This window comes from Duganella sp. BJB476, from assembly GCF_003416895.1.
Classification (GTDB): Bacteria; Pseudomonadota; Gammaproteobacteria; order Burkholderiales; family Burkholderiaceae_D; genus Rugamonas.
The window spans coordinates 1,488,902-1,511,101 of sequence record NZ_QVIO01000001.1 but is presented as its reverse complement, the minus strand read 5'-3'; the positions used below and the strand labels follow the sequence as shown (position 1 = coordinate 1,511,101).

The window sequence follows — 22,200 nt, the reverse complement described above, 5'->3', positions numbered from 1 at the left end:
TCTCTCCCTGTGGTGAATCTGAATTCTTATTTTTCCAGATTAGCGCCTTGCTTCCTTGACCAGCCAATGAAATTAGCTTTTGCCGCTATAACTTTTGGTCATGAAGTCGCGCTCTCCCCAGCAGCATGCCAGCGGCGCGAACTTTCAGGAAAGGCATTTGTATCTTTAAAACCACATTTCCTCGGAATAAAGACTAGGCGAGCAGAGCGCGGGCGGCCTCGGCGATGCTGGCGGCCAGCTGGCTGGCGCCGTGGGACAGCGGCGCATGGGCCGGCGTCAGCAGGTAGAGCTGGATCGGAATTGCCGGCGCCCACGGCCGGCTTTGCAGGCGTCCGCGGCCGGATGCGGCGGTGAAGGGATCGACCACCGCCATGCCGCCGCCGGCCTCCACCAGCGAGCGGGCGATCTGATAGGTCTGCACGACGGTGTGGAAGTGTGGCGTGATGCCCTGCGCCTCGCAGGACGCCAACACCTGGTCGCCGAGCGGATCGTTGTCGGCATAGCCGATCAGCTCGCCTTCCAGCGCCGGTGCGGTGAATGGTTGCGCGGTCTGCGCGGTGGACCAGCGGCCGAGCGGCGCGATCACCGTCATCACGCCCTGCGCGATCGGCTCGGCGACGATGCCGGGATGGCGTGGGTCTTGCAGCGACAGGCCGAGATCGGCCTCGCCCAGCCGCAGGGTGTTGACGATTTCGCTGGTGTGGTGGGTCGCCAGTTCGCAGCGGGTGTCGGCGAAGGCGCGGCGCCAGTTGCTCATCGCCTGCGGCAGCACGCTGGCGGCCACGGTCGGCGTCGACACCAGGCGGATGGTCTCCACCGCGCGGCCCTTGAGACTGGCCGCCAGGCGGCGTATGCTTTGCAGGTCGCGGTTCAGTTTTTCGGTTTCGGCGAACAGGCGGTGCGCCTCCGGCTTGGGATACAGCTTGCCGCGCACGCGCTCGAACAGCGGCATGCCCAGTTGCAGTTCGCAGTGCTGCAGGACTTTGGTGACGGCCGGCTGCGAGATGTGCAGCACCTGGGCGGCGCCGCTGATGGTGCCGACTTGCATGATCGCGTGAAAAACTTCTATGTGACGCAGCCGCATCTTCCTCTTTCGCTATGACGATGCGCTACTGTAGCAGGAGTGCCGCCCGCACGCTGCCCTCACTTTGGTCGAGCAACGCACGCGCCCGCGCCACCGGGATCTGGCGCAACAGCACCACGATCGCCGCTTTGACGTGGTAGTCGCACTGCTCCAGCACGAAGTGCGCACTGGCTTCGTCGGCGCCGGTGGCGTGCATGGTCAGCGCCACGGCGCGGCGCAGCAGCTTGGCGTTGGAAGCCTTCATGTCGACCATCAGGTTGCCGTAGACCTTGTGCAGCCGCACCATGATGGCGCTGGAGATGGTGTTGAGGACGATCTTCTGCGAGGTGCCGGCCTTCAGGCGGGTGCTGCCGGAGATGACTTCTGGTCCGGTATCGAGCGTGATGCCGAACTCGGCTCGCGCAGCCACCGGGGCATCGACGTTGTTGGCGATGCCGATGGTGAGTGCGCCGGCGGTGCGGGCGGCGTCCAGCGCGCCCAGCACGTAGGGCGTGCTGCCGGAGGCCGCCAACAGGATGACCACATCGTCGGGCTGCGGCAGCAAGGCCGCCAGGTCGAGGAAGCCTTGCTTGCCGTCGTCCTCCGCGCCCTCCACCGCTTTGAACATGGCACCCTTGCCGCCGGCCAGCAGCGACAAGGCGCGTTCATGTGGCCAGGAGAACGTCGGATGCAGCTCCACCCCGTCCAGCACGCCGAGCCGTCCCGAGGTGCCGGCGCCGACGTAGATCAGCCGTCCACCGGTGGCGATGCGCGGCACCGCTGCTTCGACCGCGGCGGCGATCACGTCGGCGGCGGCACGCACCGAGGCGACGGCGTTGAGCTGGTCGGCGATCAGCGTATCGACCAGCGCGGCCACCGGATACTGGTCCAGGCCGGCATGTTCCTGACTGGGGGTTTCGGTTTTGAGCATGTTGAAAGTGTAAGCTCGAAGTTCGTCGCGCAGTCATGAAAGCTTGCCGGGCAGGCATTCCGAAAAGTTATACGGCAAGAGCCGGTTTTCATTGGCAGGCGGCCTCCGCGCACAGTATTCTTGTCCATCGAGTCTATTTTTTGGGCCAACATGAAACGTGAAATGCAGGCCTTGATGGGGATGTTGCTGATGGCGGGCGTCAGCGGCGGCGGCATGGCCGCTACGCTGGACCAGGAACTGGTCGCCATCGCCGCCGACCAGGCGATGCCGCTGGCCAGCCTGTCGGTGCTGGCTGTGCGCGGCGGCAAGGTGCAGTACCAATATCAAACCGGCCAGCGCCGCATCGGACCGGCGGCCGCGCCGGCCAATGCCGATACGATGTACCGCATCGCTTCGATCTCCAAGATGATGACCACCTTCGGCGTGATGCGGCTGATCGAGCAGCACCAGCTGGAACTGGATACGGACGTGAGCCGCTATCTCGGCTATGCGTTGCGCAATCCCCACTTCCCCGAGCAGGCGATCACCTTGCGCATGTTGCTGACGCATACCTCGTCCTTGCGCGACGAGGCCGGCTACTTCTGGGGTGCGGACGTCGCCATCCGCGACCGGTTGACCAGCGGCGCGGCCGGCATGTGGGCCGGCGACCACGGTCCGGGCGGCTACTTCACGTACACCAACCTGAACTGGGGTGTGATCGGCACCATCATGGAGAAAGTCAGCGGCGAGCGCTTCGACCGGCTGATGAAGCGCCTGTTAAGCGCCTGTTGCTGGAGCCGATGGGCCTGCACGGAGGATACAATCCGTCCGAATTCTCCACGACCGAAATCGACAACGTGGCGACGCTGTACCGCAAGCGCACCATCGATACCGAGGTGTGGCATCCCGACGGCCCCTGGATTGCGCAGGTGGACGACTACAGCGCGCGACCGCCTGTGCCGCCAGCCGGCATCGCCGGCTACGTCGTCGGCAGCAACGGCACGCTGTTCAGTCCGACAGGCGGCCTGCGCATCTCGGCCGCCGACCTGGGCAAGGTCATGCTGATGCTGACCAATGGCGGCCGCTACCAGGACCGCCAGATTCTTCAGCCGGAGTCGGTGGCGCTGATGTTCAGCCAGCAGTGGAAGCACAATGGCAGCAATGGCGATACCTATCGCGGCCTGTACCACAGCTGGGGCTTGGGCAACCAGCGCTTCGACGACAACCGCCTGGTTGAGGGCGGCGGCTTCAGCGCATCCGGTCATTTGGGTGAGGCGTATGGTTTGATTTCCACCTTCGTGGTCGACCTCCAGCATGGCAACGGCATGGTGTCGCTGATCGGCGGCACCGGTGCCGACCCGGACAGCAATCCCGGCCGCTACTCGGCGATGACGCGCAGCGAAGAGCGCATCCTGACGGCGCTGTATCGTCGCGCCATCCTCGGCCGGTGATGCGATGAGCGAGGTGATCGTCATCGGCGGCGGCGTGGTGGGTTTGACGTCGGCATGGTGGTTGGCCGAGGCCGGTTACCGCGTGACGCTGGTCGAGCGTGAGGCCGAGGTTGGCAGCATGGCCAGCTACCGCAACGGCGGACAGCTCAGTTATCGCTACGTGTCGCCGCTGGCGGACGCGGGCGTGCCCCTGAAGGCCTTGCGGTGGTTGTTTCAACCGGACGGCCCGCTGCGCATTCGGCCGGAGGCGGACTGGCGGCAGTGGCGCTGGCTGGCGCAATTCCTCGGCAACTGCAATGCCGCGGCCAACCGACGCACCACCGCGACGCTGCTGCAACTTGGGGAGCTGAGCCGCCATGCGATGAACGAATTGTCGCTGCAGGTGCCGCTATCCGATTTCGCCTGGCGCGATGCGGGCAAGCTGGTGGTGTATCGCAGCGCGCAGCTGTTCGAGCACGCAGCCGCGTTGGCCGCCGCCGACGCCGAAGTGCTGACGCCGGCCGCCACGGCACTGCGCGAGCCCGCGCTGGCGGCCCTGCAAGGCGATCTGGCGGGCGGCATCTTCAATCCCGGCGAAGCGGTGGCGGACTGTCACGCGTTCTGTGTGAAGCTGATGCAGCGCCTGCAAAGCCATCCCAATTTTAAAGGCGTGGTGCATCGCGATGTGACCGGGATACGTACCGATCGCGGCAAAGTGGCCTGGCTGTGCACCGCCGCCGGTCCGCTGCGGGCCGACCATTTCGTGCTGGCCGCCGGCATCCAGAGCCGGGACCTGGCGGCAAGCGCAAGCATCTATCTGCCCTTGTATCCGCTCAAAGGCTATAGCTTGACCGCGCCGATCCGCGCGGATGACGTGGCGCCCGAGATCAGCGTGACCGACTTTGAACGCAAGGTTTTGTACGCGCGCATCGGTGCGCAATTGCGCGTGGCGGCAATGGTGGACCTGGTGGGCGCCGACACGCGCATCAATCAGCGTCGCGTGCAGGGCCTGGTGCGGCTGGCCAGGGAAGCGATGCCGGATGCAGCCGATTACGATCGGGCCAACGCGTGGGCGGGCTTGCGGCCGGCCACGCCGAGCAGCGCGCCCCTCATCGGCGGCACGCGCTATGCCAATCTATGGCTGAATGTGGGCCACGGCCCGCTGGGATTTACTTTCGCCTGCGGCACGGCCAGCCTACTGGCCGGCATGCTGCGCGGCGCGGCATCGCCCATCGCGCTGGATGGACTGACGCTGCGCCGGTGACGATCAAGTGTTTTGCTGGAACAGGCGCAGGATGCTGGAGAAGTCTTCCTGGCCGTGGCCTTGCTGCTGGTGCAGTTGGTACAGCTGGCGCGCCAGGCTACCCAGCGGTGTGACGGCCTGCGCCGATTGGGCGGCCTGCTGGGACAGGCCCAGGTCCTTCAGCATCAGCGAGGTGCCGAAGCCGCCCGCATAGCCGCGCGAGGCAGGCACATTGTCCATCACGCCGGGCCACGGGTTGTACAGTTCCAGCGCCCAGTTGCGGCCCGAACTCTTGGCCATGATATCCGACAGCACTTTAGGATCGAGGCCGTGGGACACGCCCAGGTTCAGCGCTTCCGCCGTACCCACCATCAGTATCCCCAGCAGCATGTTGTTGCAGATCTTGGCGACCTGCCCGGCCCCCGGTCCGCCCGCGTGGAAGATGTTCCGGCCCATTTGCTCCAGCACGGGACGGGCGCGCTCCAGCGCTTCCGTCTCGCCGCCAACGATAAAGGTCAGCGTGCCGGCAGTCGCGCCGGCTGTGCCGCCCGAGACCGGCGCATCGATCATCGCCAGGCCCAGCTTGGCCGCAGCGGCCGCCACTTCGCGCGCGGCATCGGCGGCGATGGTACTGCAATCGATGAACAGCGCGTTAGATGCGGCGTGCGCCAGAATGCCCTGTTCACCAAGGTAGAGCTCACGCACGTGGCGGTCCGCCGGCAGCATGGTGATGACCACGTCCGCCTCTTGCACCGCTGCGATGGCCGACGAGGCGGCGCGTGCGCCTGCACCGTGCAGGTTCTCCGTCGCCGCAGCCGACAGGTCGAACACCGACACCGTGCGGCCCGCGCGCAGCAGGTTGTGCGCCATCGGCGCGCCCATATTACCCAGTCCGATAAAAGCGATATGCATTTTGTCTCCTTGTTAGTTTAAGTCTGCCAACGGATGCTGCGGGCCCGGCGCCTCGAAGAACTCGCCAACCCTGGCCTGTGCTTCGTCCAGCGTGGACGGCGACCATTGCGGCGCGTTGTCCTTCTCCACCAGCAGCGCACGCACGCCTTCCGCGAAATCCGGATGGGCGCAGCATTGCAGGGCGACCACCAGTTCGAGGCGGAATACATCTGCCAGGCTGAGGTGGCGACTGCGTTGCTGCATCTCCCACACCAGAGCCACCGACGATGGCGCGCCCTTCGCCAACGCCGCCGCAGCCCGTTGCAGCCAGACCGAATCACCCTGGTAGCCGGTAATCGCTGCCACTACCTCGCTCAACTCGCGGCTGGCGGTCATTGCGGTGATGGTATCCCAGTTCTGGCGCACCTCCGATGCCGGCAGCGTTTCCGGCGCCAGGCTCAGCGAGCGCAGCACGCGGTCCACCACGATGGCAGGGACGGTGCTCCATTCAACGGCGCACAAGGCCTCGACCACGGCTGCGCGTTGTTCTTGCGGCAGGAAATAGTCGCCCAGGCCGGTGAACAGCGCGTCATGCGCGTTCAGCGAGGCGCCGGTCAGGCCGAGGAACAAGCCGCTGCGGCCCGGCATGCGCGGCAGGAACCAACTGCCGCCGACATCCGGGAACAGGCCGATGGTAATTTCCGGCATGGCGATGCGGGTGGTCGGCGTGACCACGCGATGGCTGGCGCCCGCCAGCAAGCCCAGCCCGCCGCCCATGACGATGCCGCCACCCCAGACCACCAGGGGTTTCGGATAGGTGTGGATCAGATGGTCGAGCCGGTATTCCTCGCTGAAGAACGCCTGCGCCTGCTGGTTGGGCATGACGCTGGGTTCGGCCAGGATGGCGTTGCGCAGCGTGCGCACGTCGCCGCCGGCGCAGAAGGCTTTGTCGGTGCTCGATTGCAGCATGACGCAGGCGATCGTATCGTCCTTGGCCCAGTCCTGCAGGGCGATGTAGAGCATGCGTATCATGTTCAAGGTCAGCGCATGCAGCGACGCCGGGGCGTTCAGCGTGGCGACGCCGATGCGCTTGCCATCGGTCGCCGCGCGCGCCTCGAGCAACACGGCCGGGGCATTTTCCATGGTGGTCGTATCACGCATTGCGCCACCGTGCGGCACGTTTTTCCAGGAAGGCTTGCACGCCCTCTTTCTGATCCTGCGTGTCGAACAGATCGACGAAGCGTTCGCGTTCCTGCGGCAGCATGTGTTGCGGCGGCAGGCTGCGCGCGCCCTGGATCAACGCTTTGCAAGCGGTGACGCTGCTCGGGCTTTGGCGCCACGACTTTTCGGCCAGGGCCAGTGCCGCGTCCAAGGCGGTGCCGGTGGCGACCACATCCTCCACCAGGCCGATCGCCAGCGCGCGCTGCGCGTCGATGCGCTCGCCGCACAGTATCATGCGCTTGGCCCAGCCCTCGCCGACCAGCCACGACAGTTGCTGCGTGCCGCCGGCGCACGGCAGCAGGCCGACCGCCGCTTCCGGCAAGGCCATTTGTGCGTGCTCTTCGGCGATGCGGATGTCGCAGGCCAATGCGCACTCCAGCCCGCCGCCCATGGCGTAACCATTGATAGCGGCGATGCTGACGCCGCGGAAGCCGGACAGCGCTTCGAACGCCTTGCCGAAACGTTGCGCCATCGCGCGCGCCACGGCCTTGTCGCCGTCGGCGAACAGCTTCAGGTCTGCGCCGGCCGAGAAGAACTTGGCGCCGCCGCCGGTGATCACCAGCGCGTAGATGTCGCGCTCGGCGTTCAGGTCGGCCACCAGTTCGGCCAGTGCCGACAGGCTTTCCAGCGTCCAGGTATGGGCTGGCGGATTGTCGAGCGTGACGACGGCCGTGTGCTGGCGCCGTTCCACTTGCAGGTTTGCGTAGGTTTTATTCATTTGATGTTCTCCGTCGCGCCTTCGCGCAGGATGGCCCTGCCGACGATGAGGCGCATGATTTCATTGGTACCTTCGAGGATTTGATGCACCCGCGTGTCGCGCACGTGGCGCTCCAGCGGATACTCGCGGATGTAGCCGTAGCCACCGTGCAGTTGCAGCGCTTCGTTGGCGACGGCGAAACCGGCGTCGGTGGCGAAGCGCTTGGCCATGGCGCAGTAGACGCTGGCGTCGGGACTTTCCTGGTCCAGCTTCCACGCGGCCAGCCGCACCATCTGGCGCGCGGCGACCAGCTCGGTCACCATGTCGGCCAGCTTGAATTGCAAGGCCTGGAACTGCGCCAGTTCGCGGCCGAACTGGATGCGTTCCTTCAGATAGTTGCCGGCCCGCGCCAGCGCCGCCTGCGCCGTGCCGACCGAACAGGCGGCGATGTTGATGCGGCCGCCGTCAAGCCCTTTCATCGCGATGGCGAAACCCTGGCCCGGCTCGCCGAGCAGGTTGGCCGCCGGGATCGTCACGTTGTCGAAGTGGATGGCGCAGGTGGGTTGGCTTTTCCAGCCCATCTTCTCTTCGTTCTTGCCGAAGCTGATGCCGGGCGTGTCCGCCGGGACGGCGAAGGCCGAGATGCCGGAGGCGCCATCCATGCCGGTGCGCGCCATCACCACCAGCAGGTCGGTGCTGCCGGCGCCGGAGATGAAGGCCTTGCTGCCGTTGAGGACGTAGCGCTCGCGCTGACGTTCGGCGCGGGTGCGCAGCGAGGCGGCGTCCGAGCCGGCTTGCGCTTCGGTCAGACAGTAGCTCGCCAGCGCCTGGCCGCTGGCGAGGCGCGACACCCATTGCTCGCACACGGCCTGGCCGCCCCAGCGCGCCACCATCCAGGTCGCCATGTTGTGGATCGACAGGTAGGCGGTGGTGGAGGTGCAGCCGGCAGCCAGCTCTTCGAAGATGATGGATGCTTCCAGCCGCGACAGGCCGAGCCCGCCCAGATGCTGCGGCGTGTACAGCCCGCAGAAGCCGAGTTCGCCCGCCTTGGCCAACGTGTCGCGGCAGAAGTGGCCGTCGGCGTCCCAGCGGGCGGCGTTGGGCGTGAGCTCGCCCTCGGCAAACTCGCGCGCCGCCTGCTGGAAGGCTTGCTGCTCTTCGTTGAGCGCGAAGTCCATGCTCATTACTTCAGGCTGATGGTGGTGTTGACCTGGCCGACCGACGCCGCATCCGCGAACCAGCGCTGGGTGATGGTCTGGGTCTGGGTGTAGAACAGCACCACTTGCTTGCCGTACGGTCCCAGGTCGCCCAGCTTGGAGCCGCGCGAGCCGGTAAAGCTGAACAGCGGGACCGGCACCGGAATCGGCACGTTGATGCCGACCTGGCCGACGTCGATGTCTTCCTGGAACTTGCGCGCGGCGGCGCCGCTTTGCGTGAACAGCGCGGTGCCGTTGCCGTTCGGGTTGGCGTTGACCAGGGCGATGGCTTCGTCCAGCGTGTCGGCCTCGACGACGATCAGCACCGGTCCGAAGATTTCCTGGTCATACACCGCCATGCCGGGCTTGACGCCGGACAGGATGGTGGGGCCGATGAAGTTGCCGTTCGGGTAGCCATCGACCTTGACGGCGCGGCCGTCCAGCGCCAGCTGGGCGCCCTGCTCCAGGCCTTTGTCGATCAGCGCCAGCACGCGCTCCTTGGCGGCGCAGGAGATGACCGGGCCGAGGTCGGGATTGTTCTTGCCGGCGCCGACCGACAGCGCGCCCGCCTTCTGCACCAGCTCAGGCAGCCATTCGCGCGCTGCGCCAACCATGACGGCGACGGAGGCCGCCATGCAGCGCTGGCCGGCGGCGCCGAAGCCCGCGCCCAGCAGCTGGTTCAGGGTTTGTTCCTTGTTCGCATCCGGCAGGACCACGGCGTGGTTCTTGGCGCCCATCATGCACTGGGCGCGCTTGCCGGACAGCGTGGCCCGTTCGTAGACGTGCTTGCCGACGTGGCTGGAGCCGACGAAGGAAACAGCTCGGATATCGGGATGGTCGCACAGCGCGTTGACGACTTCTTCGCCGCCGTGCACCACGTTCAGCACGCCGGCGGGTATGCCGGCCTCCAGCGCCAGCTTGACCAGCTTCACCGTGACCAGCGGATCCTGCTCGGAAGGCTTGAGCACGAAGGTGTTGCCGCAGGCGATGGCCATCGGGAACATCCACAGCGGGATCATGGCCGGGAAGTTGAACGGCGTGATGCCGGCGCAGACGCCCAGCGGTTGCAGCACGCTGTAGGTGTCGACGCCGCCGGCCACGTTTTGCGCGAATTCGCCCATTTGCAGCGAGCCGATGTTGGCGGCGTGTTCGACCACCTCCAGGCCACGGAAGATGTCGCCCTCGGCGTCCAGCAGGGTCTTGCCTTGTTCGGCGGTCAGCGTGGTGGCCAGGTCGGCCATGTTTTCACGGATCAGCTGCTGGTATTTGAGGAAGATGCGGGCGCGCGCGCCGATCGGCGTCTTGCGCCATGTCTTGAAGGCGCGCTGGCCGGCGGAGACCGCTTGCGCCACTTCGTCGACGGTGGCGAACGGCACGCGGGCCAGCACTTCCTGGGTGGCGGGGTTGACGACGTCGCGCCAGACGGTTGTGCGGGATTCAACCCATTCGCCATTAATCAGCAAGGGTACGGTGGGGATAGCTGTGGTCATCGTCGGTCTCCAGGTGGTGTTTTGAAATACTTGCACTTTTTGCTAATTGTTTGCATTATTCGCTTATCGGGAACGAGCGTAAAGACGTAAAAATGCGAGGAATTGTGAATTTGATGCCGGAATTTTGCGAAGGTTGCGAAGATGTCTAAGGTTTTCATGGGCGTGCGTTTGCAGCGGCTGCGGGAGGAACGCAAGCTGACCCAGGCCGCGCTGGCCAAGTTGCTGGACATCTCGCCCAGCTACCTGAACCAGATCGAGCGCAACCAGCGGCCGCTGACTGTATCCATCCTGTTGCGGGTGGGCGCGGTGCTGGGCGTGGATCCGCAGATTTTTTCCGAACACGACAGTGCCGGGCTGGTGGCCGACCTGCGCGATGCCTTCAGCGAACTGCCGGATGCCGATACCTCGCTGGCGGAACTGAAGACGCTGGTCGAGAACATGCCGGGCGTGGCACGCGCCATCGTGCAGATGCAAAGCCGCTACCGCATGGTGGCCGGGCGCGCGGCGGCGCTGGAATCGCAGTTTGACGACGGTAACCGCGGCATCAGCGTGGCGCCGCCGTCGGTGGATGAGGAGGTGCGCGATTACCTGAACCAGCGCCAGAACTATATCGATGAGCTGGACCAGGCCGCCGAGCTGGTCGCGGACGCCAGTGCGGCCGCCTTGCAGCGCCGCCTGGCGGAGCGGCACGGCGTGACGGTGCTGGCCGCGCATCAGCCGGGACTGCCGCAGGCCCGGCGCCGTTACGATGCGGATCAAAAACTGCTGTGGCTGCCAGAGTCGATCAGCGAGGGCCAGCGGGCGTTCCAGATGGCGGCGCAGCTGGGCTTGCTGGAGCAGGCGGCGGTGATCGAGTCGCTGCTGCGGGCGGCGTCGTTTTCCAGCGAGGCCGCGCGGGACGGGGCGCGGCTGGCGCTGTCGAATTACTTCGCCGGCGCGGTGCGGCTGCCCTATCGGCGCTTTCTGCTGGCGGCCGAGGCGTGCGGCTACGACATCGAGCTGCTGGCCGGACAGTTCGGTGTGAGCTTCGAGGCGGTGTGTCACCGGCTCAGCACGATGCAGCGGCCCGGATTTGCCGGCTTGCCGGTGTTTTTTGTGCGCGTCGACCGGGCCGGGAATATTTCCAAGCGACAGTCGGCGGCGGCCTTCCACTTTTCCCGCGCGGGCGGGACGTGTCCGCTGTGGGTGGTGTACGAGGCGTTCAGCTTGCCGGGCCAGGTGTTGCGGCAGGTGGCGCGCATGCCGGACGGCAGCACCCATCTGTGGATCGCGCGCCAGGTGAGCAGTGGTCCGGCCGGATTCATGGCGCCGGGAAAATCGTTCGCCATCGCGCTGGGCTGCGATATCAGCCAGGCGCAGCGCATGGTGTATGCCAAGGGCCTGGACCTGGCCAACCCGGATGTCGCCACGCCCATCGGCAATGGCTGCAAAGTCTGCGAACGCAATGACTGTCCGCAACGAGCGTTTCCGTCCATCTTGCGACAGAAGCCTGTCTTAGGTTCCCCAGGAACTCAGCCCCGTCCTACAACCACACCGCTTGCGCACCTATAGCTGTACCGGGGCGCTCCAAGCATGATGAGCTTTGTCACCGCGTTATCCGACGCGGGACCTTACTCACCATCTGGAGACCAACATGAGCTACCTAGACCGCGATACCTACGGCATTTACAGCGACACCTCGGCCGGCCCCGGCCCTCGGCTGATGGGCGCAGACACACTGATCGGTGAAGACGTCTACAACCTCCAGGACGAAGACTTGGGCGACATCAAGGAAATCATGCTCGACATGCGCCAGGGCAGCGTTGCCTATGCGGTGCTGTCGTTCGGCGGCTGGCTGGGCATGGGCGACAAGCTGTTCGCCGTGCCCTGGCAGGCCTTGCAACTGGACACCGCCAACAAACGCTTCCTGCTGGACGTGTCGAAGGAACACCTGAAGAATGCCCCCGGCTTCAACAAGGATAACTGGCCCGACATGGCCAGCGCCGAGTTCAGCAGCCAGATCCACAACTTCTACGGCACCCAGCAGAACATCCCCGGCGCCCGCACCGCCAGCGGCAGCGTGATGGGCACCGGCACCGGCAGCCTGCAAAGCGATCCGGGCGCCAGCGCCAGCCGCACCACTCCCGGCAGCAGCAGCGGCAACATGTAGCGGCTGGCCCACAGAACGCGCAGATTGGCTCGTCAAGGCATGCGATAGCAAGCCTGCCTGACGGGCATCTCTGGTCTAATTGTTGCATCGACAGCAATTAGACCCACCATGCAAAAATCCTACGCCCTGCCCCTGATCTCGCTGGCCCTGTGCGCCGGCAACGCCCTTTCCTTCGAACCCCTGCCGCCGGAAACCATGGACGACGCCCGCGTCTTCAAGGTCGAGATTTTGCAGGTCACCGACATCGAACCCTACCAGCAGGCTTACACCGGCTTTATCAAGTCGCTGCAGGACAGCGGCCTGGTGGAAGGCAAGAACCTGAGCATCAACCGCGTGGCCATCGACTTCGATGTCGAGAAAGGCGGCTTCTGGAGCCGGCTGGGCGTGTTGCTGCGCATCCGCCAGGAAACCAGCCGCATCGTCACCGCCAAGCCCGACCTGGTGCTGACGATCGGCACGCCGGCCACCAAGTTTGCGCGCGGCATGCTGGTCGACGCCCATATTCCGCTGGTGTTCACGGCCGTGGCCAATCCCGAGGATGCCGGCTGCGTGTCGCTGGTGGACGGCGGCGAAGGCGCGACCGGCTCCACCCTGTACACCGACATGTCGGACTCGCTGAAACTGGTCCGTGACGTGTTCCCCAATGCGCACCGGATCGGCATGGTGCATACCGACGATGAAAACGGCGTCGCCAACGTGGCGGCGGCGGCCCGCGACGGCAAGCCGCTGGGCCTGGATGTGACCACGCGCCTGGTGAACAAGAGCGACCATATCGCGCCGTCGCTGAAGGAGCTGTACAACGGCGGCCGCGGCGTCGATCTGTTCGCTGTGCCGCTGGATACCTACTACGGCCTGCACCGCTACGAGGCGGCGATCGACCTGGGCGATTTCGGCATCGAGAACAAGGTGCCGGTGGTGACGCTGGCCATGGTACGCGTGCCCGGCGCGGCGCTGTACGTGGGCGCCGATTTCACGCAGGTCGGCCGGCTCGCCGGCAACCAGGCGGCCAGGATCCTGCAGCGCCACACCAAGCCGGACGTCATGCCCATCCTGCGCCAGATGACGCCGACGGTGATGGTGGATCCGGCCCGCATGGCGGCGTTGAAGGTCACGCTGCCGGCCGCGATGGTGGCCCACAAGACCGAGACCAGCAACGGCTTCTGGCAGATCGACCTGTCCCAGTAGACGCACCAATATCGGGCATTTTCTCTGGCACGTTTCTTGATAGAAGAGAAATGTACTCATCAGGGAATGTTCGATATGGCTAAATTCTTCAACGAAATGACCGCCGACGGGCTGGCCCATCATGCCAGCGCCGAGGTACGTGAACACTACCGCGAGTTTTGCGGCTGGCTGCAGCGCCAGTCGGCCGAGACCATCGAGCGCAAGCGGGCCGAGGCCGACCTGACCTTCCGCCGGGTCGGCATCACCTTCGCCGTCTATGGCGACGATGCCGGCACCGAGCGGCTGATCCCCTTCGATACGATACCGCGCATTATCCCGGCGGCCGAATGGAAGCAGCTGCAGACCGGGCTGGTACAGCGGGTCCGGGCGCTGAACATGTTCATCCATGATATTTATCATGACCAGAACATCATCAAGGCCGGCATCATCCCCGCCGAGCAAATCTACAAGAACGCCCAGTACCGGCCGGAGATGCAGGGCATCAAGGTGGTGTCCGACATCTATGCGCACATTGCCGGGGTCGACATCGTGCGCGCCGGCCAGGGAGAGTTCTACGTGCTGGAGGATAACCTGCGGGTGCCGTCCGGCGTCTCCTACATGCTGGAAGACCGCAAGATGATGATGCGGCTGTTCCCGGAACTGTTCGCCCGCAACAAGATCGCGCCGGTCGACCACTATCCCGACTTGCTGCTCGATAACCTGCGCTCGGTGGCGCCTATGGGCATCAACGATCCGACCGTGGTCGTGATGACGCCGGGCATGTACAACTCGGCCTACTTCGAGCACGCTTTCCTGGCGCAGCAGATGGGCGTGGAACTGGTCGAGGGCAAGGATTTGTTTGTCAGCGATAACACGGTGTTCATGCGCACCACGCGCGGCCCCAAGCGGGTGGACGTGATCTATCGCCGCCTGGACGACGACTTCCTCGATCCGCTGGCGTTCCGCCCTGATTCTTCGCTGGGCGTGCCGGGTTTGCTGTCGGTGTACCGCGCGGGGCGCGTGACGCTGGCCAACGCCATCGGCACCGGGGTGGCGGACGACAAGTCGATCTACCCCTTCGTTCCCGACATGATCAAGTTTTACCTGAGCGAGGAGCCGGTGCTGAACAATGTGCCGACCTACCAATGCCGCAAAAAAGAGGATCTGGCCTACACGCTGGCCAACCTGCCCGAGCTGGTGGTCAAGGAAGTGCACGGCGCCGGCGGCTACGGCATGCTGGTCGGCCCCGCCTCGACCAAACAGCAGATCGAGGACTTCCGCCGCCGCCTGATCGCCAAGCCGGACGGCTACATCGCCCAGCCGACGCTGGCCCTGTCGGCCTGCCCGACCTACGTGGAAAGCGGCATCGCGCCGCGCCACATCGATCTGCGTCCCTTCGTGTTGTCAGGCAAGACCATTTCGATGGTGCCGGGCGGCCTGACCCGCGTGGCCTTGCAGGAAGGCTCGCTGGTGGTGAACTCGTCGCAAGGCGGCGGCACCAAGGACACCTGGATTTTGGAACGCTAAGGAGAGCCCATGTTAAGCCGTACCGCCGATCACCTGTTCTGGATGGCGCGCTACACCGAGCGCGCCGAAAACACCGCCCGCATGCTGGACGTCAACGTACAAACGTCGATGTTGCCGCAGTCCGACGAAGAAAACGCCCACGGCTGGCGCGCCATGCTCGGCATCTCAGAGCTGCAAGCCGCGTTCGACCGCAAGTACGACTCGCTGGAGGCGCGCGCCGTCATCGATTTCATGGTGCGCGACCCGGACAATCCCTCCTCCATCGTGGCCTGCCTGACCGAGGCGCGCGAGAACGCCCGCGCCGTGCGCGGCACCTTGACCACGGAAGTGTGGGAAATCCAGAACCAGACCTGGCTGGACATGCAGAAACGCCTGGACAGCGACCTGCTGGAAAACGATCCCAGCAAGTTCTTTGAATGGGTCAAGTTCCGCTCGCATTTGTCGCGCGGCGTCACCGTTGGCACCATGTTGCGCGACGAAGCCGTGCATTTCATCCGCCTTGGCACCTTCCTGGAGCGGGCCGACAACACCGCCCGCATCCTCGACGTGAAGTTCCATGGCGGCGGTGCGGAAAGTACCGGCGAGGCCATGACCCAGCGCGACTTCTATTACTGGGGCGCGCTGCTGCGCTCGGTGTCCGGCTTTGAGATCTACCGCAAGGTCTATCGCGACGTCATCACCCCGGCGCGCATCGCCGAATTGCTGATGCTGCGCGGCGACATGCCGCGTTCCTTGCTGGCCTGTATGGACGAAGTTGTGCAGAACCTGCGCGAGGTGCGCAACGACGTTTCCTCCGATACCGAACGCTTCGCCGGCCGGCTGCACGCCGAACTGCAATTCGGCAAAATCGACGACATCCTGGCGGCCGGCCTGCACGACACCCTGACCGGCTTCCTGGCCGACATCTATCAACTGGGCAATCGCGTCAGCCGCGATTTCCTGGTGCCGCTGGCGGCTTGAAACGAGGCACTCTATGCAACTGACGATACGTCACGAAACGCGCTACACCTACACCACGCCGCTGGCCTACACCATCCAGCAGCTGCACCTGACGCCGCGCGCGGAGGCGCAGCAGCACGTGCTGTCGTGGAACATCGCGATGCCGGGCCATGTGCACGCCTACACCGACGCCTACGGCAACCTGTCGCACATGATGACGATGAACGTGCCGCATCAGGGATTGACCATCGTGGCCGGCGGCGTGGTCGAGACCACCAGCCCGAAACAGGGCCGCATCCCGAATGGCGACAGCCTGTCGCCGCTGATCTACACCGTGTCGACCCGGCTGACCGAGCCCACGCCCGGCATCCTGGAGCTGGCGGCCTCCTGCCTGCCGGACGGCAAGGCGCAGACCAAGGACCTGATCCGCCTGGCTGAGCACATCTTTGGTGCGGTCCGGTATCAAAGCGGTGCGACCGCCGTGACCACCACCGCCAGCGATGCGCTGGCGCTGGGCGAAGGCGTGTGCCAGGACCATGCGCACCTGTTCCTGGCCTGTTGCCATGCGCACGGGATACCGGCGCGCTACGTGTCAGGCTATATCGACCCGGAAACCAGCGACCACGCCGCCAGCCACGCCTGGGTGGATGCCTGGGCCGAGGACAAGGATTACACCGGCTGGGTCAGCATCGACGTGACCCACGCGCGGCTGATGACGGACGCGTATTGCCGCCTCGCCATCGGCCGCGACTACGATGCGGCGGCGCCGGTACGTGGCGTGCGGCGCGGCGGCGGCACCGAGTCGATGAGCGTGGATGTACAGATCGTGCCGCAGTAGATTGGGCTCCAATCGCGGGGTGTACAATAATAATTATTCTAATCAATAACTTGTAACGATGACCTATTGTGTGGGCATGCGCCTGAATGCCGGGCTGGTGTTTCTATCCGATTCCCGTACCAACGCCGGGGTGGACCAGGTCGGCACCTTCCGCAAGATGAGCGTATTTGAAATCCCCGGCGAGCGCATGATGGTGATGATGACCGCCGGTAATCTGTCGATCTCGCAATCGATACGCCAGCTGGTGTCCGAACAGCAGAATGCCGACGGCCACAGCATCTGGACCGCCACCAGCATGCACGAGGCGGCCCGCCTGCTGGGCGACGCTGTGCGCCAGGTGCACGAGCGCGACGCCAAGGCGCTGGCCGAGTTCGGCATCGAGTTCAACGTCAGCATCATTTTCGGCGGTCAGATCAAGGGCGAGCGCTGCCGTTTGTTCCAGATCTATTCGGCCGGTAATTTTATCGAATCGCACGACGAAAATACCTATTTCCAGATCGGCGAAGCCAAGTACGGTAAGCCCATCATCGATCGCGTGGTCACCCCCGCCACCAGCCTGGACGACGCCGCCAAATGTGCGTTGATTTCGATGGACTCGACCTTGCGCTCGAATGTGTCGGTCGGCCTGCCGCTGGATTTGCTGGTCTATGAGACTGACAAGCTGGCGGTCACCCATTTCGTCACCATCGACGAACGCAACCAGTATTTCCAGATGATACGCAACACCTGGGGCCATCAACTGAAGCGCGTGTTCGAAGGCCTGGACCATCCGGTCTGGGACGCTGCGCCCGAGGCCACCAGCAATGTGCTGCATTCGGCACAGGCCGGCAGCCAGCCGGTGCGCATGGCGCCGCCGGCGAATGTGGCGATGCCACCGCTGTCGAACGCGCCATTGCAGACGCTGACGCAACTATTCCATGACGGGCAACAGTAACGCCGGCCTTCAGGAAAGAGTATGATGCAAAGTGTTTTCACCTTACATGGAGCGATGCATGTCTGACGCCTTACCGCCGGTAGCCGAAGAACAAATCTTTTCGGTCGATACCTTGCTCAAGTACATGGGCAATGACGATAAAGCGCTGGCCGTCGTATCGAAGATCGTGCGCGACGCCTGCGCGCCCGGCATGGCGCCGATGCTGCAGGCCGCCGCCGCGCTGCGTGAAGAGCGTTACACCGATGCCGGTAAGATCCTGCACAGCCTGCGGGGATCGATAGGCACGCTGGGCGCCAAGCGCCTGGTGGCTTCCTCGCTCAAACTGGAGCAGGCTATCGCCGGACGTCTGCTGGATCAAGTTCCTGCGCTATTGCTGGACCTGGAATCCGAGTATCAACTGGTATTGCAGTCGGCCGACGGCTGGCTGCAAGGCAATCCCCTCGCCTGACTACTGCCACTTTCACCAGCGGTCACCAGGACCGCTGCATGCGCCCCACGCCTGATGATTGCCTGATCAGTCTATTGCTGTCTCAGAGTCAACTATTTACAATGTCGCTAGCATAAAAATCAGAAAAACAGGCGTATTATTCAGTAATTGTGAATACTTATCCGTGCTGCAGTGCAACCAAGCGCGTCCTTTTCGCGCTTTATTGCCTCTCTTAACGAATGGTTACAATTGTTACCCTGAATATCGGCTAGCTAACAGGAGGCTGAAAAGCTTCGTGATAATATCCGATCCGTACCAGCAATTCCAAGCCGGCTAGCAAGGCAGAACCTAGTGTGCGCCATGTTTGCCCAGGATTTTGTAGAATGGAAAGATAAATTTATTGCGCCATAGCATCTTGCGGAATTGATAATTTGTCGCCGTGCAAGTATAATGGTGCATTGCGTCGAGACGGCCTGATGACGCGCGCAGCATTTGAAGTGCCACAGTAGACGATCTCGGGCGTAGCGCTTGGGCAGCGCAGTAGTAAGGCTTGCCTCACTAACAGTGGTACTGCTTTAACCAAGGGTAACTAAAATATGGAATTATTCAACAAGTCTGGCGTGTTGGTATCGTCGGTGCTGGTGCTGGTGGGAGCGCTGATCGCTTGCCAGGCACAGGAAGACGGGATCCCTTCGCCGACCGCGATTGAAGCCGCCGCCATGCAGTTGGGTCCACAAGGCCAGCCGGCCGCCGAACGCCGCTTGCAAGAGTGGGCCGAACAGGGTTCGCCAGTGGCCCAGCGCGAACTGGCGCTGCGGTATCTGGCCAACCCGGCCAAACGCAGTGAAGCCCAGCAGCTGTTCGAGCGCGCCGCCAACGCCGGCGATGCCCAGGCTGCGGTAGGACTGGTCGGTATGTATCACGGCAATTCCGCAGGCATGCAAGGCGCCGCCGCCGGCAACGCCACCATCAACGCCGGCCGCGTGATCAAGGAAGCCGCCAACGTGAACTACCTGCCGCGCTGAGCACCTTGTTCCCAGCGCCATAGAGCCGCAACACCCGTCCGGTGCTGCGGCTTTTTTATTGTGTTGTTGATTTATATTTTACAAAACCTGAATGGGAGCGTTGTATGGACCGGTTGCGTGCACTGGAAGTGTTCGTTGAGGTAGTACGCAGGGAAGGTTTTGCCCGAGCTGCGGACGCGCTCGATACATCGCCTGCCAACGTCACCCGCTACATCAGCGACCTGGAGGCGCATCTGCAGACCCGGCTGCTGAACCGCAGTTCGCGCAAGATGTCGCTCACCTCCAGCGGCGAGGCGCTGTTCGAGCGGGCCAAGTCCATCCTGGACGACGTGGCCGAGGCGGAAGCCATCGTTTCCTCCGCCACCATGCAACCGCGGGGCGTGCTGCGCATCAACGCCCCGCTCAGCTTCGGCGTGTTGCACCTGGCGCCGCTGTGGGCCAGGTTCATGCAGAAATATCCCGACGTGCAACTGGACGTGGCGCTGATCGACCGCGTGGTCGACATCGTCGAAGAAGGCTACGACATGGCGATCCGCATCTCGCGCGCCGGCTCGGCCTCCAACGTGGCGCGCAAACTGGCCACTTCGCACAACCTCTTGTGCGCATCGCCGGCCTACATCAAGCAACGCGGCATGCCCATGCAACCCGCCGAATTGCTGCAACACAGCTGTATCGGCTACAGCTACGCGGCCACGGCCGACGAATGGCAGCTGCTGGACGCCAATGGGCAGCCACATACGGTCAAAGTGCGCTGCGTCATGCACACCAATAACGGCGATACCGCGCGCGGCGCGGCGCTGGGCGGCCTGGGCGTGATCTGGCAGCCCAGCTTCCTGGTTGGCGCCGACCTGCGCGCCGGCCGGCTGGTGCGGGTGCTGCCCGACTACCACATGCCCGATATCGACGTGCTGGCGGTCTATCCCAGCCGCCGCCACCTGAGCGCCAAGGTGCGGGTGATGATCGATTTCCTGGTCGATGAATTTTCCGGTACGCCGCCATGGGACCGCGCTGACTGATTTTCAGCCATAAAAATCCCCGAGTCCATTTGATGCACCTCATATAGCCTACCCGTCTTGGCGCAGATACTTGTCTGTGCTGACTGCACAGGAGAGGATGCGACGATGGATCAACGCGAACAATACCGGGAGCAATTGCAAGCCTTCACGCGCCAGCACCGGGCGGGACACTGGAGCGGCAGCTTCTCGCAGTTCATAGAGCAGGTGCTGCCGATGGCCCCCTGCCAGTTCGTGCGCAGTTCGCATCAATACATCTGGGACATGCTGGGCTGGAGCGGCCAGCAAGACGAAAACGGCAAGTTGCGCTGCAAGCTGTTCGCCGACGAACTATTCGGCATCGACGATGCGCTGGCGCGCGTGGCCGACTATTTCAAGGCGGCCGCGGCGGGTTCCGAAGTCGGGCGGCGCCTGCTGCTGTTGCTGGGACCACCGTCCGGCGGCAAATCCACGCTGGTCATACGGCTCAAACGCGGCCTGGAGGAATACAGCTACACCGATGCCGGCGCCATGTTCGGCATCGCCGGCTGCCCGGTGCATGAATCGCCGCTGCATCTGGTGCCGCACACCATGCGGCCGGGGTTTCGCGAAACCTACGGCGTCGACCTGACCGGCGAACTGTGTCCCCATTGCCGGATGCGGCTGGAGCACGAGTTGAGCGGCGACTTCCTGCGCATGCCGGTCGAACGCATCTTTATTTCCGAGGCCGGCCGCAGCGGCGTGGGTACGTACGCGCCACATGATCCCAATACGGCGGATATCGCCGACCTGGTGGGCTCGGTCGACCTGTCCAAGGTGGCCGAGTTCGGCGACGAAGGCGATCCGCGTGCCTGGTCATGGTCGGGCGCCGTGTATGCCGCCAGCCGTGGCATGCTGGAGATGATCGAAATACTCAAGGTCAAGCGGGAGTTCCTGTACCTGCTGTTGACGCTGACGCAGGAAAAGAACGTCAAGGTGGCGCGCTTTCCGCTGATCTATCTCGATGAGACCATCCTCGCCCATACCAACCTCGCCGAGTTCCGCAAGTTCTTGCAGGAGAGCGAGAACGAAGGCTTGTTGGATCGCATGGTGATCGTGCAGGTGCCGTACACACTGAATTACCGCGACGAGGCGCGCATCTACCACAAGCTGATCCTGGCGGCCGCGCCGGCCTTCCGCAGCGTGCACCTGGATCCGCATGTGCTGCACGCCGCCGCCGTGTTCGCCGTATTGACACGTCTGCACGAAGGCGAAGAGCGCGACGGTGAACTGGCGCGGCGCGTGCGCATCCATGCCGGCGAGGACGTGGACGGCGTCCATCCGTCCGACGCGCAGCGGCTGCGCAGCAAGGAGAAAGCGCCCGACGAGGGCTTGTCCGGCGTATCGCCGCGCTTCGTCATCAATGCACTGTCCAATGCCATCATCCAGTCTTCCCGCAGCAGCCTGACCACGATGGACTTGTTGCTGGCGCTGAAGGATGGCATAGAGAGCGACGCGCGGATAGAGTCGGCCCGCAAGCGCAAATGGGTCGACTATCTGGTCTTGACGCGCAAAGACTTTTATAACCGCTGGGTCAAGGAAGACGTCCACAAGGCCTTGTTCGTCTCGTTCGAGCAAGAGATCGAGGATTTACTGGGCAAGTATCTGGACGAGGTCGAAGCCATGCTGGACAATCGCCAGGTCAAGGATCCCATCACCAGTGAAGAACGCCGGCCCGATGAGCGTTTTCTGCGCGCGGTCGAGGAGAAAATCGCGATTTCCGATTCCGGCAAACAGTCATTCCGGCAGGAGGTGGTGCGCAAGGCGATGAGCGCGTACAAGCGCGGCCAACGCTTCGGTCTGGGCAGCCACGCGCAGCTGCGCGACGCCTTGCAGCAATATCTGTTCGAGCAGCGCCGCGATGTGCTGCGTCTGGTCAGTTCCAGCAAACGTCCCGACGACGAGGTGCGCGCCAAGATCTCCGCAGTGGAGCAGCGCCTGGTCGACGAGTATGGCTACGACAGCCATTGTGCGCGGGAAGCCTTGAATTATGTCACCACGCTGCTGGCGCAGGAATGAGGCCAG

General features: G+C 64.1%; 21 protein-coding genes. 14 read left to right on the top strand and 7 right to left on the bottom strand.

The features are described 5' to 3' along the window. Nucleotides 1–193: 193 nt before the first annotated feature. Nucleotides 194–1,084: a LysR family transcriptional regulator gene (locus D0T21_RS06640; protein WP_116989252.1), complete on the bottom strand. Its 891-nt coding sequence runs from the start codon at nucleotides 1,082–1,084 to the stop codon at nucleotides 194–196. A 25-nt stretch (nucleotides 1,085–1,109) separates the two neighbouring features. Further along, the gene (locus tag D0T21_RS06635) at nucleotides 1,110–1,994 is read right to left on the bottom strand and encodes an N-acetylmuramic acid 6-phosphate etherase (RefSeq protein WP_116989251.1); all 885 of its coding nucleotides are present in this window, start codon (nucleotides 1,992–1,994) and stop codon (nucleotides 1,110–1,112) included. Between the two features lie 150 nt (nucleotides 1,995–2,144). Between D0T21_RS06635 and D0T21_RS31990 the strand changes: the two genes are divergently transcribed. From D0T21_RS31990 to D0T21_RS06625, 3 genes are read left to right on the top strand one after another with little or no spacing between them, the layout of a single operon-like run. Continuing rightward, nucleotides 2,145–3,038 carry a serine hydrolase gene (locus D0T21_RS31990; protein ID WP_158567965.1) on the top strand — a complete coding sequence of 298 codons (894 nt, stop codon included), beginning with the start codon at nucleotides 2,145–2,147 and terminating at the stop codon, nucleotides 3,036–3,038. Then, the gene (locus D0T21_RS31985; RefSeq protein ID WP_158567964.1) at nucleotides 2,930–3,424 is read left to right on the top strand and encodes a hypothetical protein; all 495 of its coding nucleotides are present in this window, start codon (nucleotides 2,930–2,932) and stop codon (nucleotides 3,422–3,424) included. The genes D0T21_RS31990 and D0T21_RS31985 overlap by 109 nt, the downstream gene beginning before the upstream one ends. 4 nt (nucleotides 3,425–3,428) lie before the next feature. Further along, entirely contained in the window at nucleotides 3,429–4,667 is a 1,239-nt protein-coding gene (locus D0T21_RS06625) for a D-amino acid dehydrogenase (protein ID WP_116989250.1), read from the top strand. A gap of 3 nt (nucleotides 4,668–4,670) precedes the next feature. On the opposite strand, the gene mmsB is transcribed toward D0T21_RS06625, so the two are convergent. From mmsB to D0T21_RS06600, 5 genes are read right to left on the bottom strand one after another with little or no spacing between them, the layout of a single operon-like run. Further along, nucleotides 4,671–5,558 carry a 3-hydroxyisobutyrate dehydrogenase gene (gene mmsB / locus D0T21_RS06620; RefSeq protein WP_116989249.1) on the bottom strand — a complete coding sequence of 296 codons (888 nt, stop codon included), beginning with the start codon at nucleotides 5,556–5,558 and terminating at the stop codon, nucleotides 4,671–4,673. A gap of 12 nt (nucleotides 5,559–5,570) precedes the next feature. After that, a complete protein-coding gene (locus D0T21_RS06615) occupies nucleotides 5,571–6,698 on the bottom strand; it encodes an enoyl-CoA hydratase/isomerase family protein (RefSeq protein WP_116989248.1) in 1,128 nt (375 codons plus the stop codon). Then, nucleotides 6,691–7,476, bottom strand: a complete 786-nt coding sequence (locus D0T21_RS06610; protein ID WP_116989247.1) for an enoyl-CoA hydratase — start codon at nucleotides 7,474–7,476, stop codon at nucleotides 6,691–6,693. The genes D0T21_RS06615 and D0T21_RS06610 overlap by 8 nt, the downstream gene beginning before the upstream one ends. Continuing rightward, nucleotides 7,473–8,633: an acyl-CoA dehydrogenase family protein gene (locus D0T21_RS06605; RefSeq protein ID WP_116989392.1), complete on the bottom strand. Its 1,161-nt coding sequence runs from the start codon at nucleotides 8,631–8,633 to the stop codon at nucleotides 7,473–7,475. The genes D0T21_RS06610 and D0T21_RS06605 overlap by 4 nt, the downstream gene beginning before the upstream one ends. A gap of 5 nt (nucleotides 8,634–8,638) precedes the next feature. Beyond that, nucleotides 8,639–10,141 (bottom strand): CoA-acylating methylmalonate-semialdehyde dehydrogenase, encoded by a 1,503-nt coding sequence (locus D0T21_RS06600; RefSeq protein WP_116989246.1) that lies wholly within the window; start codon nucleotides 10,139–10,141, stop codon nucleotides 8,639–8,641. A 141-nt stretch (nucleotides 10,142–10,282) separates the two neighbouring features. On the opposite strand from D0T21_RS06600, the gene D0T21_RS06595 reads away from it, so the two are divergent. From D0T21_RS06595 to D0T21_RS06545, 11 genes are all read left to right on the top strand, one after another. Next, nucleotides 10,283–11,692, top strand: a complete 1,410-nt coding sequence (locus D0T21_RS06595) for a short-chain fatty acyl-CoA regulator family protein (protein ID WP_116989245.1) — start codon at nucleotides 10,283–10,285, stop codon at nucleotides 11,690–11,692. An 82-nt stretch (nucleotides 11,693–11,774) separates the two neighbouring features. Then, entirely contained in the window at nucleotides 11,775–12,290 is a 516-nt protein-coding gene (locus tag D0T21_RS06590; RefSeq protein ID WP_116989244.1) for a PRC-barrel domain-containing protein, read from the top strand. Between the two features lie 108 nt (nucleotides 12,291–12,398). Further along, nucleotides 12,399–13,475, top strand: a complete 1,077-nt coding sequence (locus D0T21_RS06585; protein WP_116989243.1) for an ABC transporter substrate-binding protein — start codon at nucleotides 12,399–12,401, stop codon at nucleotides 13,473–13,475. Between the two features lie 75 nt (nucleotides 13,476–13,550). Beyond that, complete coding sequence (locus D0T21_RS06580) at nucleotides 13,551–14,981, top strand: circularly permuted type 2 ATP-grasp protein (RefSeq protein ID WP_116989391.1); 1,431 nt, start codon at nucleotides 13,551–13,553, stop codon at nucleotides 14,979–14,981. 9 nt (nucleotides 14,982–14,990) lie between these two features. Continuing rightward, the gene (locus D0T21_RS06575; RefSeq protein ID WP_116989242.1) at nucleotides 14,991–15,941 is read left to right on the top strand and encodes an alpha-E domain-containing protein; all 951 of its coding nucleotides are present in this window, start codon (nucleotides 14,991–14,993) and stop codon (nucleotides 15,939–15,941) included. A 13-nt stretch (nucleotides 15,942–15,954) separates the two neighbouring features. Next, nucleotides 15,955–16,758 carry a transglutaminase family protein gene (locus tag D0T21_RS06570; RefSeq protein WP_116989241.1) on the top strand — a complete coding sequence of 268 codons (804 nt, stop codon included), beginning with the start codon at nucleotides 15,955–15,957 and terminating at the stop codon, nucleotides 16,756–16,758. Nucleotides 16,759–16,816: 58 nt separating this feature from the next. Then, entirely contained in the window at nucleotides 16,817–17,692 is an 876-nt protein-coding gene (locus tag D0T21_RS06565) for a proteasome-type protease (protein WP_116989240.1), read from the top strand. A gap of 58 nt (nucleotides 17,693–17,750) precedes the next feature. Next, nucleotides 17,751–18,140: an Hpt domain-containing protein gene (locus D0T21_RS06560; RefSeq protein WP_116989239.1), complete on the top strand. Its 390-nt coding sequence runs from the start codon at nucleotides 17,751–17,753 to the stop codon at nucleotides 18,138–18,140. 575 nt (nucleotides 18,141–18,715) lie between these two features. Further along, the gene (locus tag D0T21_RS06555; protein WP_116989238.1) at nucleotides 18,716–19,144 is read left to right on the top strand and encodes a hypothetical protein; all 429 of its coding nucleotides are present in this window, start codon (nucleotides 18,716–18,718) and stop codon (nucleotides 19,142–19,144) included. Nucleotides 19,145–19,248: 104 nt separating this feature from the next. Continuing rightward, nucleotides 19,249–20,160, top strand: coding sequence for a LysR family transcriptional regulator (locus D0T21_RS06550; RefSeq protein ID WP_116989237.1), 912 nt, complete (start codon nucleotides 19,249–19,251; stop codon nucleotides 20,158–20,160). A gap of 105 nt (nucleotides 20,161–20,265) precedes the next feature. Next, nucleotides 20,266–22,194, top strand: a complete 1,929-nt coding sequence (locus D0T21_RS06545; RefSeq protein ID WP_116989236.1) for a serine protein kinase — start codon at nucleotides 20,266–20,268, stop codon at nucleotides 22,192–22,194. Nucleotides 22,195–22,200: the final 6 nt, after the last annotated feature.

Coding starts and splice junctions, on each gene's coding strand:
- D0T21_RS06570 (WP_116989241.1), top strand. CDS start 15,955: ATGCAACTGACGATACGTCACGAAACGCGCTACACCTACACCACGCCG.
- D0T21_RS06635 (WP_116989251.1), bottom strand. CDS start 1,994: ATGCTCAAAACCGAAACCCCCAGTCAGGAACATGCCGGCCTGGACCAG.
- D0T21_RS31990 (WP_158567965.1), top strand. CDS start 2,145: ATGAAACGTGAAATGCAGGCCTTGATGGGGATGTTGCTGATGGCGGGC.
- D0T21_RS06625 (WP_116989250.1), top strand. CDS start 3,429: ATGAGCGAGGTGATCGTCATCGGCGGCGGCGTGGTGGGTTTGACGTCG.
- D0T21_RS06615 (WP_116989248.1), bottom strand. CDS start 6,698: ATGCGTGATACGACCACCATGGAAAATGCCCCGGCCGTGTTGCTCGAG.
- D0T21_RS06590 (WP_116989244.1), top strand. CDS start 11,775: ATGAGCTACCTAGACCGCGATACCTACGGCATTTACAGCGACACCTCG.
- D0T21_RS06605 (WP_116989392.1), bottom strand. CDS start 8,633: ATGGACTTCGCGCTCAACGAAGAGCAGCAAGCCTTCCAGCAGGCGGCG.
- D0T21_RS06580 (WP_116989391.1), top strand. CDS start 13,551: ATGGCTAAATTCTTCAACGAAATGACCGCCGACGGGCTGGCCCATCAT.
- D0T21_RS06640 (WP_116989252.1), bottom strand. CDS start 1,084: ATGCGGCTGCGTCACATAGAAGTTTTTCACGCGATCATGCAAGTCGGC.
- D0T21_RS06555 (WP_116989238.1), top strand. CDS start 18,716: ATGGAATTATTCAACAAGTCTGGCGTGTTGGTATCGTCGGTGCTGGTG.
- D0T21_RS06610 (WP_116989247.1), bottom strand. CDS start 7,476: ATGAATAAAACCTACGCAAACCTGCAAGTGGAACGGCGCCAGCACACG.
- D0T21_RS06550 (WP_116989237.1), top strand. CDS start 19,249: ATGGACCGGTTGCGTGCACTGGAAGTGTTCGTTGAGGTAGTACGCAGG.
- D0T21_RS06585 (WP_116989243.1), top strand. CDS start 12,399: ATGCAAAAATCCTACGCCCTGCCCCTGATCTCGCTGGCCCTGTGCGCC.
- D0T21_RS06600 (WP_116989246.1), bottom strand. CDS start 10,141: ATGACCACAGCTATCCCCACCGTACCCTTGCTGATTAATGGCGAATGG.
- D0T21_RS06565 (WP_116989240.1), top strand. CDS start 16,817: ATGACCTATTGTGTGGGCATGCGCCTGAATGCCGGGCTGGTGTTTCTA.
- D0T21_RS06545 (WP_116989236.1), top strand. CDS start 20,266: ATGGATCAACGCGAACAATACCGGGAGCAATTGCAAGCCTTCACGCGC.
- D0T21_RS06595 (WP_116989245.1), top strand. CDS start 10,283: ATGTCTAAGGTTTTCATGGGCGTGCGTTTGCAGCGGCTGCGGGAGGAA.
- D0T21_RS06560 (WP_116989239.1), top strand. CDS start 17,751: ATGTCTGACGCCTTACCGCCGGTAGCCGAAGAACAAATCTTTTCGGTC.
- mmsB (WP_116989249.1), bottom strand. CDS start 5,558: ATGCATATCGCTTTTATCGGACTGGGTAATATGGGCGCGCCGATGGCG.
- D0T21_RS06575 (WP_116989242.1), top strand. CDS start 14,991: ATGTTAAGCCGTACCGCCGATCACCTGTTCTGGATGGCGCGCTACACC.